Source organism: Ectopseudomonas chengduensis, assembly GCF_900102635.1.
Classification (GTDB): Bacteria; Pseudomonadota; Gammaproteobacteria; order Pseudomonadales; family Pseudomonadaceae; genus Aquipseudomonas; species Aquipseudomonas chengduensis.
In genome coordinates this window covers 607,043-621,571 of record NZ_FMZQ01000001.1, presented here as the reverse complement: position 1 = coordinate 621,571, position 14,529 = coordinate 607,043, and the positions used below count along the sequence as shown (strand labels likewise).

At 61.8% G+C, this 14,529-nt stretch carries 12 protein-coding genes; 1 reads left to right on the top strand and 11 read right to left on the bottom strand.

The window, feature by feature from the left end; genetic code table 11:
* Positions 1-60: 60 nt before the first annotated feature.
* The 3 genes from argE to BLS08_RS02870 form a co-directional block, all read right to left on the bottom strand.
* Positions 61-1,227 carry an acetylornithine deacetylase gene (gene argE, locus BLS08_RS02880; protein WP_017678385.1) on the bottom strand — a complete coding sequence of 389 codons (1,167 nt, stop codon included), beginning with the start codon at positions 1,225-1,227 and terminating at the stop codon, positions 61-63.
* Positions 1,228-1,295: 68 nt separating this feature from the next.
* Positions 1,296-2,567: an inorganic phosphate transporter gene (locus BLS08_RS02875; protein WP_017678384.1), complete on the bottom strand. Its 1,272-nt coding sequence runs from the start codon at positions 2,565-2,567 to the stop codon at positions 1,296-1,298.
* Between the two features lie 39 nt (positions 2,568-2,606).
* Positions 2,607-3,284 carry a TIGR00153 family protein gene (locus BLS08_RS02870; RefSeq protein ID WP_017678383.1) on the bottom strand — a complete coding sequence of 226 codons (678 nt, stop codon included), beginning with the start codon at positions 3,282-3,284 and terminating at the stop codon, positions 2,607-2,609.
* 112 nt (positions 3,285-3,396) lie between these two features.
* Between BLS08_RS02870 and BLS08_RS02865 the strand changes: the two genes are divergently transcribed.
* The gene (locus BLS08_RS02865) at positions 3,397-4,761 is read left to right on the top strand and encodes a CYTH domain-containing protein (protein WP_017678382.1); all 1,365 of its coding nucleotides are present in this window, start codon (positions 3,397-3,399) and stop codon (positions 4,759-4,761) included.
* A gap of 121 nt (positions 4,762-4,882) precedes the next feature.
* Here BLS08_RS02865 and BLS08_RS02860 read toward each other — a convergent pair whose 3' ends face one another.
* The 8 genes from BLS08_RS02860 to BLS08_RS02825 form a co-directional block, all read right to left on the bottom strand.
* Entirely contained in the window at positions 4,883-5,770 is an 888-nt protein-coding gene (locus tag BLS08_RS02860) for an ABC transporter permease subunit (protein WP_017678381.1), read from the bottom strand.
* Entirely contained in the window at positions 5,767-6,675 is a 909-nt protein-coding gene (locus BLS08_RS02855) for an ABC transporter permease subunit (protein WP_017678380.1), read from the bottom strand. The genes BLS08_RS02860 and BLS08_RS02855 overlap by 4 nt, the downstream gene beginning before the upstream one ends.
* Positions 6,672-7,826, bottom strand: coding sequence for a polyamine ABC transporter ATP-binding protein (potA, locus tag BLS08_RS02850; RefSeq protein ID WP_017678379.1), 1,155 nt, complete (start codon positions 7,824-7,826; stop codon positions 6,672-6,674). The genes BLS08_RS02855 and potA overlap by 4 nt, the downstream gene beginning before the upstream one ends.
* 53 nt (positions 7,827-7,879) lie before the next feature.
* Positions 7,880-8,971: a polyamine ABC transporter substrate-binding protein gene (locus BLS08_RS02845; protein ID WP_017678378.1), complete on the bottom strand. Its 1,092-nt coding sequence runs from the start codon at positions 8,969-8,971 to the stop codon at positions 7,880-7,882.
* 68 nt (positions 8,972-9,039) lie between these two features.
* Positions 9,040-10,134 carry a polyamine ABC transporter substrate-binding protein gene (locus tag BLS08_RS02840; RefSeq protein WP_017678377.1) on the bottom strand — a complete coding sequence of 365 codons (1,095 nt, stop codon included), beginning with the start codon at positions 10,132-10,134 and terminating at the stop codon, positions 9,040-9,042.
* 67 nt (positions 10,135-10,201) lie between these two features.
* The gene (locus tag BLS08_RS02835) at positions 10,202-11,299 is read right to left on the bottom strand and encodes an extracellular solute-binding protein (RefSeq protein ID WP_017678376.1); all 1,098 of its coding nucleotides are present in this window, start codon (positions 11,297-11,299) and stop codon (positions 10,202-10,204) included.
* A 131-nt stretch (positions 11,300-11,430) separates the two neighbouring features.
* A complete protein-coding gene (locus BLS08_RS02830) occupies positions 11,431-12,804 on the bottom strand; it encodes an aspartate aminotransferase family protein (protein ID WP_017678375.1) in 1,374 nt (457 codons plus the stop codon).
* A 170-nt stretch (positions 12,805-12,974) separates the two neighbouring features.
* A complete protein-coding gene (locus BLS08_RS02825) occupies positions 12,975-14,333 on the bottom strand; it encodes a glutamine synthetase family protein (RefSeq protein ID WP_017678374.1) in 1,359 nt (452 codons plus the stop codon).
* Between the last annotated feature and the right edge of the window lie 196 nt (positions 14,334-14,529).

Genomic DNA, 14,529 nt, shown 5'->3' with positions numbered 1-14,529 from the left:
GTCCAGACGTAGGGCGGGTACAACCCGCCATGAGCGATAGGGCGGGCTCGGGGCGGGCTCTCATCGTCGTTGCACGTCTTCACTCCGCGTCAGGCAATAGTGTTGGATCAACTGGCGCAGCAGCGCCACAGTGGGTTCGATGCGCGCCAGCTCCAGGTGTTCCCCGGGCTGGTGGGCGCAGTCGATATCGCCGGGGCCGAGCACCAGGGTCTCGCAGCCAAGTTGCTGAAGATAAGGCGCCTCGGTGCCAAATGCCACCGCTTGCGCGCTGTGCCCGGTCAGACGCTCGGCCAGGCGCACCAGCTCGGCATCGGCAGATTGTTCGAAGGGCGGTACGGCCGGGAAGAGCGGGCCGTAGTCGATGCGCACCTGGTGCTTGAGCGCCAACGGCTGCAACTTGCCGCGAATCGCCTCACGCAGCTGCTCCGGGTCCATGCCCGGCAGCGGGCGCAGGTCGAACTCCAGCGCACACTGGCCACAGATGCGGTTGGGATTATCGCCGCCATGGATGCAGCCAAGGTTCAGCGTCGGTTGTGGCACACCGAACTGCGGGTTGTTGAATTCGCGCTGCCACTGCGCGCGCAGGCCGCGCAACTCGCCCATCACGTCCTGCATGGCCTCCAGCGCACTGCGGCCAAGCGCCGGGTCGGAGGAATGGCCGCTCTGGCCGAGAATATCGATGCGCTCCATCATCACGCCCTTGTGCAGGCGGATGGGCTTGAGGCCAGTCGGCTCGCCAATCACCGCCGCACGGCCAAGCGGCCGGCCGGCATCGGCCAGGGCCCGAGCGCCGGCCATGGAGCTCTCTTCATCACAGGTGGCCAGGATCAGCAGCGGCTGCTTGAAAGGCTGATCGAGCAGCGGCCGCACAGCCTCGATGGCCAGGGCGAAGAAGCCCTTCATGTCGCAACTGCCAAGACCCACCCAACGGTCACCGACCTCGGTCAGCTTGAGTGGGTCGCTCTGCCACAGCGCGGCATCGAAGGGCACGGTATCGCTGTGCCCGGCCAGCACCAGACCGCCGGGACCGGAGCCATAGCTGGCGAGCAGGTTGAATTTGCCCGGAGCGATCTGCTGGGTTTCACAGGTAAAACCCAGGTCACCCAGCCAGGCGGCGAGCAGCTCGATAACGGGCGCGTTGCTCTGATCCCAATTGGGCTGGGTACAACTCACCGAAGGCGCTGCGATCAGCGCGGCGAACTGCTCTCGAAAGGACGGCAAGGGCATCGGTGCTCTCCTGGGGCGGAGCTCCATAATAGGAGCATCCAACCTCAGGGGAAACCGTCAGGGCGGAATCAGACCCCGCCGAACAGCGCGCGCAGAATGAAGAAGAAGATGATCGACAGGATCGCACCTGCCGGCAGGGTGATGATCCAGGACAGGAAGATCTTGCCGATCATGCCCAGGTTCAGCGCACCGATACCGCGCGCCAGACCAACGCCGAGAATAGCGCCGACCAACGTGTGGGTGGTGGAAATCGGCAGACCCAGACCGGAGGCGCTGACCACGGTGGTGGCGGCAGCCAGCTCAGCGGCGAAGCCACGGCTGGGGGTCAGCTCGGTGATTTCCTTACCGATGGTGGCGATTACCTTGTAACCGTAGGTGGCCAGACCGACCACGATACCCAGCGCACCCAGCAACAGGATCCAGCCCGGCACAACCGACTTCTCGCCTGCAGCCAACTCACCGCCGCTCTGGATCACGCCGACGATGGCAGCCAGCGGGCCGACAGCGTTAGCCACGTCGTTAGAGCCGTGGGCGAAGGCCATGGCGCAGGCGGTGAAGATCATGAGCACCGCGAACACTTTCTCCACACTGGAGAAATGGAAGGCCTTGTCGGCCTCGACATCGACATGGATGCGACTGAGCAGGGCTACACCGATCAGCATGACCAGCACACCGATACCGATCGAGAGCATGAAGCCCTCGGTGCTGGAGAGATTCAGACCGACGTGCTTGAGGCCTTTGGTCATGGTCATCAGCGAGATCACGAACCCGGTGATGAACATGTACAGCGGCACATAGCGCTTGGCGTTCAGGAAGGGATTATCGGTGTCGATGATCAGCTTCTGCACGCTGACGAACAGACAGAAGGAGATGATCCCGGCCAGCATTGGCGTGACCACCCAGCTGGCAACGATGGGGCCGACGCCGTCCCAGTGCACAGCGTCCACCGATACGCCGACGGCAGCGAAGCCGATGACCGCACCGACGATGGTGTGCGTGGTAGATACCGGCCAGCCGCGCGTCGACGCCACCAGCAGCCAGGTCCCCGCTGCCAGTAGCGCAGACATCATGCCCAGAACCATGAGGTTGGGGCTGATCATGTTGGCATCGACGATGCCGTTCTTGATCGTTTCGGTCACCTCACCGCCGGCCAGGTAGGCGCCGGCGAACTCGAAGACCATGGCGATGATGATCGCCTGCTTGATGGTCAATGCACGCGAGCCAACGGATGTACCCATGGCGTTGGCTACATCGTTGGCACCGACACCCCAGGCCATGAAAAAACCGAAAAGGCAGGCAAGCACGAGCAGAATCAGCCCGTAGTCCGCAATCAGAGACATAAATTAGTTTTCCGTAGATCCCAGAAAGGACACTGGCGCTTAGCGCGCCAGCAGTTGTTCCAGTCGGTTGCCCACTCGTTGGGCACGGTCGGCGACATCGCCGACCCAGTCGATGATCTGATAGAGGAACATCACATCGACCGGGGGAAGGTCCTTCTCCAGCTTGAACAGGTTGCGGCGCACCTCGATTTGCAGGCGATCGGTATCGTTTTCGATCGAACCGAGCTCCTCGATCAGGGTTTCCACCAGCACCGCTTCACGGCCGGCGAAACCGGTCTCGAGCAGCTCGTCCAATTCGTTCATCGCTTTCAGCGCCTGGGCGCTGGCGTCCACGCTGCGCTGCACGTATGTGCGCATCAGCGGCTGCAGCGGCTGCGGAATGGCCATCTGGCGGCCAAGCATCAGGCCGGCGATGTCCTTGGCACGGTTGGCGACTTTGTCCTGTACACTGAGCAGCTCAAGCAGGTCCGAACGCGGTACCGGCAGGAACAGGCTCTTGGGCAGGTGCAGGCGCACGCTTTTCTTCAGCTTGTCGGCCTCGTGCTCCAGCCGGGACATCTCCTGTTGCACCTGTTCTACCTTGGCCCAATCCTCGGCCATTATGGCCTCGAAGAAGGGCACCAGGTTCGCCGCGCACTCGTGGGCCTTGGCGATATGCTGTTGCATGGGGCCGATGGGTGAACGACCGAACAGGCTGACAAAGGGATTGATAGGCATAGGGTAAGCCCCCGTTTTGAGAAGGCCGCAAGTATAGGGACCGGCTTCGTCATTCGCCAGCGCGCGTCATCGGTCTGTCACATTTTCATAAAAGGCGTCATAGCTCTCCACCATGGTCAAAGAAACCGAAATCAAACTGCGCGCCAGCCGCGCCACCCTGGCAGCCCTGCGCGAACACCCGCTGCTGAAGAAGCGCAACAAGAGTGGCTGGCAGCGCGGCGAGCTGTTCAATCAGTATTACGACACCCCGGACCGCGAGCTGGCCAGCGCCAAGGTCGCCCTGCGTCTGCGCCGTGACGGCGAGCAGTTCATTCAGACCCTGAAGAGCCGCGGCCAGAGCGTCGCCGGCCTGTCCGAACGCAACGAGTGGGACTGGTACCTGAGCAAGGCCAAGCTCGACCTGAAAAAGCTCGATGACAGTTGCTGGCCGGCCAGCCTGGCCGAACTGGACAAGAAAACCCTGCAGCCGCTGTTCACCACCGATTTCGTCCGCGAGAAGGCCGAAATCGCCTGGGGCCGCGGCAAGGCCAAGGTAGTCATCGAGGCCGCGCTGGACCTGGGCAAGGTCATCGCTGGTGAGGGCGAAGAAGAGATCTGCGAGCTGGAGCTGGAGCTGCGCCAGGGGGAACCCGCCGCGCTGCTGGAGCTGGCCTGCGAGTTGGCCGCCGAGCTGCCGCTGATGCCTTGCGACATCAGCAAGGCCGAGCGGGGCTATCGTCTGTTCGATGCTGGCAGCTACAACCTCAGCCTGCCAGCACCCGAGCTGCAGGGCGAGATGAGCCTGGACGACGCTTTCGCCGCACTCGCCTGGCACCTGCTCGGCGCCAGCCAGCGCCTGGCCGAGCAGTATCGCTGGAATGGTCACTGGAGCCTGTTGCAGCAATGGCTGGAGCAATTGATCGACCTGCGCGCCCTGATCGCCAGCCTCGGCCAGGCAGCACCGCGTGCCAGCTCGCGGGAACTGCGCGAAGCACTAGATGCCCTGCTCGACGATTGGCGTCCGCGCCTGGCGGCCGGGCAGCACGATGACAGCATGCGGCGCAACGCTCCCGCGCTGTTCGCCGCCGAACTGGATGGCTGCCGCTGGGGCCTGCTGTCGCTGAAGCTGTCGCATTGGCTGCTGCAACGCAGCTGGACGGCAGAGCGCAACAATCGCGGCAATCGCCAGGGTAACGCAGCCCTGGGCAACTGGCTGCCGACTCTGCTGAACGAAGAAGGCACGGCCCTGCAACTGCGCCGCTACCAGCAGCAACCGGAAGACCTGGCCGAGCAGATGCCACGCCTGGAGCGCCTGCTGGTCTGGCTGCGCCTGGCACGCGGGGTGCTGGAAGTGCCCGAGGTCGACCGCCTGTATGGCGAGCTGAACAAGCTGTACGAACTGGCGCAGCAGGAGCTGGACGACGAGCAGCGCCAGCTGCGTGCGACTCAGACGCAGATCGTGAGCAGCCTCAAGGCCTGGAAGGCGTTGGTGAAATAGCGGCTGGGCAGGCACAACATTCGCGGCTGAAGCCGCTTCTACAGATTGCTGCACAACGCCCCGATCAGTGACACCATGAAAAACGGGCCCCGCGGGGCCCGTTTTGCTTTCAGCCAGAAGCTCAGTTGCTACTGGTGCTGCGACGGCTGTCGACGACCTGCTGCCAGGACGGATTGGTGGTCTCGTCCATGGCCTGCTGCATGGCCTTCTTGCGTTTTTCCTCGGCGCGATGGGCGAAGAACCAGGCCAGGAAGGTGGCGAACGACACTGCCAGCAGGATCAGGCTGGCCACCGCGTTGATCTCCGGCTTAACCCCCAGGCGCACGGCGGAGAAGATCTCCATTGGCAAGGTGGTCGAACCCGGACCGGAGACGAAGCTGGCCAGAACCAGATCGTCCAGCGACAGGGCGAAGGACATCATCGCCCCTGCTGCCAGCGACGGCGCGATCATCGGCACGGTGATCAGGAAGAACACCTTCCACGGCCGCGCCCCCAGGTCCATGGCCGCCTCTTCGATGGACATGTCCAGTTCACGCAGACGCGACGACACCACCACCGCCACATAGGCCGAGCAGAAAGTGGTGTGGGCGATCCAGATGGTGGTCATGCCACGCTGCATCGGCCAGCCGATCAACTGCGCCATCAGCACGAACAGCAGCAGCAGCGACAGGCCGGTGATCACTTCCGGCATCACCAGCGGTGCAGTGACCAGGCCACCGAACAGGGTGCGCCCCTTGAAGTGAGTGATGCGGGTCAACACGAAGGCCGCCAGGGTACCCAGCGCCACCGCCGCAATGGCGGTGTAGCAGGCGATTTCCAGCGAGCGCATCACCGAGTTCATCAGCTGGGTGTTGTCCAGCAAACCGACGTACCACTTCACCGACCAGCCGCCCCACACCGTTACCAGCCGCGAGGCGTTGAACGAGTAGATGACCAGGATGACCATGGGCAGGTAGATGAAGATCAGGCCAGCCCAGAGCATGATGCTGGAGAAACTGAAACGCTTCATGGGCGGCCCTCCAGCTCTTTCGCTTGGTTACGGTTGAACAGGATGATGGGCACGATCAGGATCGCCAGCATCACCACCGCCAGGGCGGACGCCACCGGCCAGTCGCGGTTGTTGAAGAACTCCTGCCACAGCACCTTGCCGATCATCAGGGTCTCCGGGCCGCCGAGCAGTTCGGGGATGACGAATTCACCGACCACCGGAATGAACACCAGCATGGAGCCGGCGATGATGCCGTTCTTCGACAGCGGCACGGTGATCTTCCAGAAGTTGTTGAAGTTGCTCGAGCCCAGGTCGGAGGCGGCCTCCAGCAGGCTGAGGTCGTGCTTCACCAGGTTGGCGTAGAGCGGCAGGATCATGAACGGCAGGTACGAATACACGACGCCGATATAGACCGCGGTGTTGGTGTTGAGAATCTGCAGCGGCGTATCGATCAGACCAATGCCCATCAGCAGGCTGTTGAGCAGGCCGTTGTTGCCGAGAATGCCCATCCAGGCATAGACGCGGATCAGGATCGCAGTCCAGGTCGGCATCATGATCAGCAGCAGCAGTACCGTCTGGTGCTCTTTCGGCGCACGCGCGATGGCATAGGCCATCGGGTAGCCGATCACCAGGCAGAGCAAGGTGCTGAAGAAGGCGATCTGCAGCGAACCCAGGTAGGCCGACAGGTACAGTGCATCTTCGCTGAGGAAGATGTAGTTGCCGAAATTCAACAGTAGCGTCAGCTTGTTGTCTGCCCACTGGTAGATTTCCGTATAGGGCGGAATCGCCACGTCGGCTTCGGCGAAGCTGATCTTCAGCACGATGATGAAGGGCAGCAGGAAGAACATGAACAGCCAGAGGAAGGGTATGCCGATAACGGCATGCCGCCCAGTGGGCAGATAGCGCGCCAGTTTGCTCGGTTTCATGATTGCAGTACCACGCCGCTGTCGTCTTCCCAGTACACCACCACCGGATCGTCCCAGGTCGGGCGCTTGCCGCGGCGCTCGGCGTTGGCGATGAAGCACTGCACGATCTGCCCGGAAGTGAGCTTGACGTGGTACACCGAGTGACCACCGAGGTAGGCGATGTCGTGCACGTGGCCACGGCTCCAGTTGTACTCGGGATGCTCGTGGTCATCCGGCAGCGCGGTGGCCATCAGCAGTTTTTCCGGGCGCAGGGCGTAGCTGACGGACTTGTTCTCGGCGCGAGTACTGACGCCGTGACCGATGTAGATCGGCTTGTCCAGATGCGGGCAGTCGATGATCGCGTGGTCGACCTCGTCGCTGGTGATCTGACCATCGAACAGGTTGACGTTGCCGATGAACTCACACACCAGGCGGCTGGTCGGCGTCTCGTAGATATCAATCGGGCTACCGGTCTGGGCGATCCAGCCCAGGTGCATGATGGCGATGCGCTGGGCCATGGTCATGGCCTCTTCCTGGTCGTGTGTCACCATCACGCAGGTCACGCCGACACGCTCGATGATCTCCACCAGTTCCAGCTGCATCTGCGAACGCAGCTTCTTGTCCAGCGCGCCCATCGGCTCGTCGAGCAGCAGCAGCTTGGGGCGTTTGGCCAGGGAGCGGGCCAGGGCCACGCGCTGACGCTGACCACCGGAGAGCTGGTGGGGCTTGCGCTTGGCGTACTGGGTCATGTGTACCAGCTTGAGCATCTCGGCCACGCGCTCTTCGATCTCGGCCTTGGGCAGCTTGTCCTGCTGCAGGCCGAAGGCGATGTTCTGCGCCACGGTCATGTGCGGGAACAGCGCGTAGGACTGGAACATCATGTTGATCGGCCGCTGGTAGGGCGGCATGTCGGTGATGTCGACGCCATCGAGGATGATGCGCCCTTCGGTTGGACGCTCGAAGCCGGCGAGCATGCGCAGCAGGGTCGACTTGCCGGAGCCGGAACCACCCAGCAGGGCGAAGATCTCGCCCTTGTTGATGGTCAGCGAGACGTCGTCGACGGCCACCGTCTCGTCGAACTTCTTGGTCACCCGATCGATCTTGACCAGCACCTCTTTCGGTGTCTGATCCCCCTCGAGGGCTTTTTTGTAGGCGCTGGAGGCAACAGCCATTTAGGAAAACTCCCGGAAGATTGTGCCCGACCCCTGCGGCCGGGCAGGAACGATTACTGACCCGACTTGACCTTGGTCCAACTGCGGGTCATCAGGCGCTGCACGCGAACCGGCAGCTCGGCGGAGATGTACAGTTTGTCCAGCACCGCTTGTGACGGGTAAACGGAGGGGTCGTTGCGCACCTCCTCATCCATGAATTCATCCGCCTTGGTATTGGGGTTGGCATAACCGACGTAGTCACTGACTTCGGCGATCACCTCGGGCTCGAGGAGGAAGTTGATGAAGGCATGCGCCTGCTCGGCGTTCGCCGCGTCGGCGGGAATGGCCATCATGTCGAACCAGAGGTTGGCGCCTTCCTTGGGAATGCTGTAGGAGATTTCGATGCCCTTGCCAGCCTCGTCGGCACGGTCGGCGGCCTGCAGGATGTCGCCGGAGAAACCGGCAGCCACGCAGATGTTGCCGTTGGCCAGATCACCGATGTACTTGGAGCTGTGGAAGTAGGTGACGTAGGGGCGCACTTCCAGCAGCTTGGCCTCGGCCTTGGCGTAGTCGTCGGGGTTGGTGCTGTTGGGGTCCAGGCCAAGGTAATTGAGCATGGCCGGAATCATTTCATCACCGGAATCGAGGAAGGCGACGCCGCACTGGCTGAGCTTCTTGATGTTCTCGGCTTCGAACAGCACAGCCCAGGAATCGATCTCTTCGATGCCGAGCACCGCCTTGACCTTCTCGACGTTGTAGCCGATGCCGTTGGTGCCCCACAGGTAGGGCACCGAATACTGATTACCGGGGTCGTTGGTTTCCAGCTGCTTGAGCAGCGCCGGATCGAGGTTGTCCCAGTTGCTCAGCTTGCTGCGGTCGAGCGGCTGGAAGGCGCCGGCGCGAATCTGCTTGCCGAGGAAATGGTTGGACGGCACCACCACATCGTAGCCACTGCGGCCAGCGAGCAGTTTGCCTTCGAGGGTTTCGTTGGAGTCGAAGACGTCATAGATCGGCTTGATGCCGGTTTTCGCCTCGAACTTGGCCAGCGTCTCTTCGCCGATGTAATCGCTCCAGTTGTAGATGTGCACCTTGGGTTGGGCCAGGGCCACACCACAGACAGCGGAGGCCGCCAGGGCGATCAGAGACTTGGGCAGGGTAACTCGCACAGTATCATCCTCGTTATTGTGTGCCGCCCGAAAAAGGCGCGGCACTTTATAGGAAAATCTTCCGCCGATCAGCGTCCGCTCTTGATTCTTGTCCAGTCGCGGGTCAGCCAGCGTTGCACCTCGGGCGTACGCTCCTCGGCAACGTAGAGTTTGGCCATGACCTCCTCGCTGGGATAAACGCCCGGGTTCTCGCGCACGCTCTCGTCGACCAGCTCGGTGGCCTTGAGGTTGGGGTTGGCGTAGGCGACGTAGTCGCTGATCTTGGCGATCACGTCGGGGCGCAGCAGGTAGTTGATGAATTCGTGGGCTTCGGCGACGTTCTTCGAGTCCTTGGGGATGGCCAGCAGGTCCGCCCACATGGCGGTGCCTTCCTTGGGAATGATGTAAATGATCTCGTCACTACGGCCAGCCTCTTCGGCGCGGTCAGCGGCCTGCAGCACATCGCCGGAATAACCGAAGGCAGCACAGATCTCGCCGTTGGCCAGATCGGAAATGAACTTGGAGCTGTGGAAGTAGGTGATGTAGGGACGCACCTTCATCATCTGCTCGAAGGCTTTTTCGTAGTCTTCGCGCTTGGTGGTATGCGGCGACATGCCCAGGTAGTTGACCGTCTGCGGCAGCACTTCGTCGCCCGAGTCGAGCAGGGCAATGCCACAGGAGGCGAGTTTCTCGGCGTATTGCGGGTCGAACAGCAGCGCCCAGGAATCCAGCGGGATGTCATCGCCGAGCACGGCACGGGCCTTGGTGGCGTTCAGGCCGATACCGTTGGTGCCCCACAGGTAAGGCACCGAGTATTCGTTGCCGGGGTCGCCCGCGGCCAGGTTTTCCATGATGGTCGGGTCGAGATTGACCAGATTCGGCAGCTTGGTCTTGTCCAGCTTCAGGTAGGTGCCGGCACGCACCTGCTTGGCCAGGTAATGGTTGGTAGGCACCACCACGTCATAGCCGCTCTGGCCGGTAGCCAGCTTGCCATCGAGGGTTTCGTTGGAATCGAAAACGTCATACACCACCTTGATGCCGGTCTCCTTCTCGAACTCGGCGATGGTGTCCGGCGCAATGTAGTCGGACCAGTTGTAGACCTTGACCACACGGTCGGCGGCCTGGGCAACAGACATACCAATGGCAGCGGCGATCAGGCCGGCCAGCAGGGTAGAACGACGCATAACGTTTCCTCTTCTCGCGATTTGGGTACCTGGCGGGCGAACCCGCCAGGCGGCGTTGCTTCGTTGCTTAGCGACCGGACTTGATCTTGGTCCAGCTGCGGGTCATGTTGCGCTGCACCGCCGGCGCCAGGTCCGGGAAGGTGTAGATCTTCTTCAGCACTTCCGGAGTCGGGTAAACGCCCGGATCGGTGCGCAGCGCCTCATCGACCAGCGGCGTGGCTGCGGCGTTGCCGTTGGGGAACTGCACGTAGTTGGTGATGTTGGCCATCACCGCCGGCTCCATCAGGTAGTTGAGGAACACGTGTGCAGCTTCGACGTTCTTGGCGTCGGCCGGCACTGCCAGCATGTCGAAGAAGGAGCCCGCGCCTTCCTTCGGAATGTTGTAGCCGACTTCCACGCCGTTCTTCGCTTCTTCGGCGCGCGCCTTGCTCTGGTAGATGTCACCCGAGTAGCCGATGGCGACGCAGATATTGCCGTTGGCCAGGTCGGAGATGTACTTGGAGCTGTGGAAGTAAGCCACCGAAGGACGGATGGAGAGGAACAGTTCCTCGGCCTTCTTCAGCTCGTCAGCCTTGCTGCTGTCCGGGGCGTAGCCCAGGTAGTGCAGAGCGGCCGGGAGAATTTCGGTCGGGGAATCGAGGAAGGAAACGCCGCAGGCCTTGAGCTTTTCCATGTTCTCGGGCTTGAACACCAGATCCCAGGAGTCGACCGGCGCGTCTTCGCCGAGCACGGCCTTGACCTTCTCGACGTTGTAGCCGATGCCGATGGTGCCCCACATGTAGGGGATCGAGTACTGGTTGCCCGGATCGCTCGGTTCCAGGGCCTTGAGCAGGTCCTTGTCCAGGTTTGACCAGTTCGGCAGCTTGGACTTGTCCAGTTTCTGGAACACGCCAGCCTTGATCTGCTTGGCCAGGAACGGGTTGGACGGCACGACTACGTCGTAACCGGAGCTGCCGGCCAGCAGCTTGGCTTCCAGTACTTCGTTGCTGTCGAAGACGTCGTAGACGACCTTGATGCCGGTTTCCTTCTCGAAGTTGGCCAGGGTGTCTTCGGCGATGTAATCGCTCCAGTTGTAGACATGCAGCACCTTGCTGTCAGCCTGAGCAGCGCCTGCCACGGCCGCGGTCAGGGACAACGCGAGAAGGGTCTTGCCGAATGTTTTCATGCGTACAGCTCCTGTTGTTGTGTCGTTATTCCAGAGGTCGCGCAAGCCGTTCGAATCAGGCTGGCTCGTGCACTCTGGCGCAGTCTGGCAAGGTCATGGCACCGCTGACAACTTTCCGTGACTGCGGGCTTTCAGACCGACAGGTCACGCAGGGTCAGATCCAGGCACTTGCGTGCTTTCTCCACCAGCTCATCCACTTCCGCCTGGCTGATCACCAGTGGTGGCGCAATGATCATGGTGTCGCCCACGGCGCGCATGATCAGACCGTTATTAAAGCAGTGGCCGCGGCAGATCATGCCTACCGCCTTGTCACCCGGATAACGTGTGCGCGTCGCCTTGTCCTGCACCAACTCGATGGCACCAAGCATGCCGACGCCGCGCACTTCGCCCACCAGCGGGTGATCCGCCAGCTCACGTAGACGACGATGCAAATATGGTGCCGTTTCTGCTTTCACCCGCTCGACGATGCCTTCTTCCTTTAGAATGCGCAGGTTCTCCAGGCCCACCGCTGCCGCCACCGGATGCCCGGAATAGGTGAAGCCGTGGTTGAAATCGCCATGTGCCTCGATCACTTCGAACACCTTGTCACTGACGATCAGTCCGCCCATCGGCACGTAGCCCGAGGTCAGGCCCTTGGCGATGGTCATCAAGTCAGGCTTGAGGTCGTAATACTGGCTGCCGAACCACTCGCCGGTACGACCAAAACCGCAGATCACTTCGTCGGCGACGAAGAGAATGTCGTACTTGGCGAGGATTTCCTTGATGCGCGGCCAGTAGCTGTCCGGCGGAATGATCACACCACCAGCGCCCTGGATCGGCTCGGCAATGAACGCCGCGACATTCTCTTCGCCCAGTTCGAGAATCTTCTTCTCCAACTGGTCGGCGGCCCAGATGCCGAAGGCTTCCTGGCTCATGTCGCCACCTTCACCGAACCAGTACGGCTGCGGGATATGAGCGATGCCCGGGATCGGCAGGTCGCCCTGCTCGTGCATGAACTTCATGCCGCCGAGGCTGGCGCCGGCCACGGTGGAGCCGTGGTAGCCGTTGTCGCGGCTGATGATGATCTTCTTCTGCGGTTGGCCTTTGCACGCCCAGTAGTGGCGTACCAGGCGCAGCATGGTGTCGTTGCCCTCCGAGCCCGAACCGGTGAAGAACACATGGTTCATGCCGGCCGGCGCCAGCTGGGAGATGGCATGGGCCAGCTCCAGCACCGGTGGATGGGCGGTCTGGAAGAAGGTGTTGTAGAACGGCAACTGGCGCATCTGCGTAGCGGCAGCTTCGACCAGCTCCTCGCGACCATAGCCGACCGCCACGCACCAAAGACCGGCCATGCCATCGAGGATCTTGTTGCCCTCGCTGTCCCACAGATGCACGCCTTTTGCCTCGGTGATGATGCGCGGGCCCTTCTCGGCCAGCTGCTTGTAATCACTGAACGGCGCCAGATGGTGAGCCTGGCTCAGGGCCTGCCAGTGCGCAGTCTTGGGGTTGTTCGCTTGCTTGTTCATTACCACACCTTCTTCTGTGAACGCGGCCGGCTCACGGACTCTTGTAGAGTGGGCCGGGCGGCGATCCGCTTCAGCGCGCTCAAGTAGGGTGGGCCGGGCGGCGATCCGCTTCAGCCCACCGAATCGGCCTGCAATGGTGGGCTAAAGCCCACCCTACACCTGCGCCGGAACTACACCGACAGCAGAAGGAACTCGCGTTCCCAGGAGCTGATCACGCGCTTGAAGTTCTCGTGCTCGGCACGCTTGACCGCGACATAGCCACGGATGAACTTCTCGCCGAGGAATTTCTCGGCGTCCTTGCAGGCTTCCATACGCTCCAGGGCGCTCTCGATGGTCACCGGCAGGCGCAGATTGCGACGCTCGTAACCGCGACCCTTGACCGGTGCGCCGGGTTTGACCCCGCCGACCATGCCCATGTAGCCGCACAGCAGGGTCGCCGCCAGCACCAGGTAGGGGTTGGCATCGGCACCTGCCAGTCGGTTTTCCACGCGGCGGTTCTGCGGGCTTGCCTCAGGTACGCGCAGGCCTACGGTGCGGTTCTCCTCGCCCCATTCCACGTTCACCGGCGCCGAGGTATCGGGCAGGAAGCGGCGGAACGAGTTGACGTTCGGCGCGAACAGCGGCAGCAGCTCGGGGATATATTTCTGCAGCCCCCCGATGTGGTGCATGAACAGCTCGCTCATCGTCCCGTCTTCGTTGGAGAAGATGTTCTTGCCGGTTTTGATGTCGACCACACTCTGGTGGATGTGCATGGCGCTGCCAGGCTCGTCGGTGATCGGCTTGGCCATGAACGTGGCCGCCACATCATGCTTGAGCGCGGCCTCACGCATGGTGCGCTTGAACACCAGAATCTGGTCGGCCAGGTGCAGTGCATCGCCATGACGGAAGTTGATTTCCATCTGCGCCGGGCCTTCTTCGTGGATCAGGGTGTCCAGATCCAGGCCTTGCAGTTCGCACCAGTCGTACATGTCTTCGAACAGCGGGTCGAACTCGTTGGCCGCATCGATGGAAAAGCTCTGACGGCCGGTTTCCGGGCGGCCGGAGCGGCCAACAGGTGCTACCAGCGGGAAGTCCGGGTCGCTGTTGCGCTTGGTCAGATAGAACTCCATCTCCGGCGCGACGATGGGCTTCCAGCCCTTCTCGGCGTACATCTGCAACACCTTCTTGAGGATGTTGCGCGGCGACAGTTCGATAGGGTTGCCCTGCTTGTCGAACGTATCGTGGATCACCATGGCGGTGGGCTCGATGGCCCAGGGCACGACGAAGACAGCGTTGGCGTCCGGACGGCAGAACATGTCGATGTCCGCTTCGTCCAGCAGGTCGTAATAGATGTCGTCCTCGACATAGTCGCCCGTCACGGTCTGCAGCAACACGCTCTCGGGGAGGCGCATGCCTTTCTCGTCGAGAAACTTGTTGGTCGGCGAGATCTTGCCGCGGGCAATGCCGGTCAGGTCACTGATCAGGCATTCGACTTCGGTGATTTTGCGTTCTTTCAGCCAGCTCGTGAGCTGGTCTAGCTTGGTACTCATAGAGACCTCAGGGTTGTAGAACCAGCTTGAGTTATAGCGGGTTCAGCGTTGCCCCGCCTTCTCCCTGCAAGCCTCACCAAAGGCCTGAAAGAAGGCGAGATATTCGGGTGGATGCTACTAGGGGTGCGGCACCTCCGACACCCGGCATTTCACTCCACCGAAATAAAATCGCTCACCCTTTCTCACGAGCCCCGAG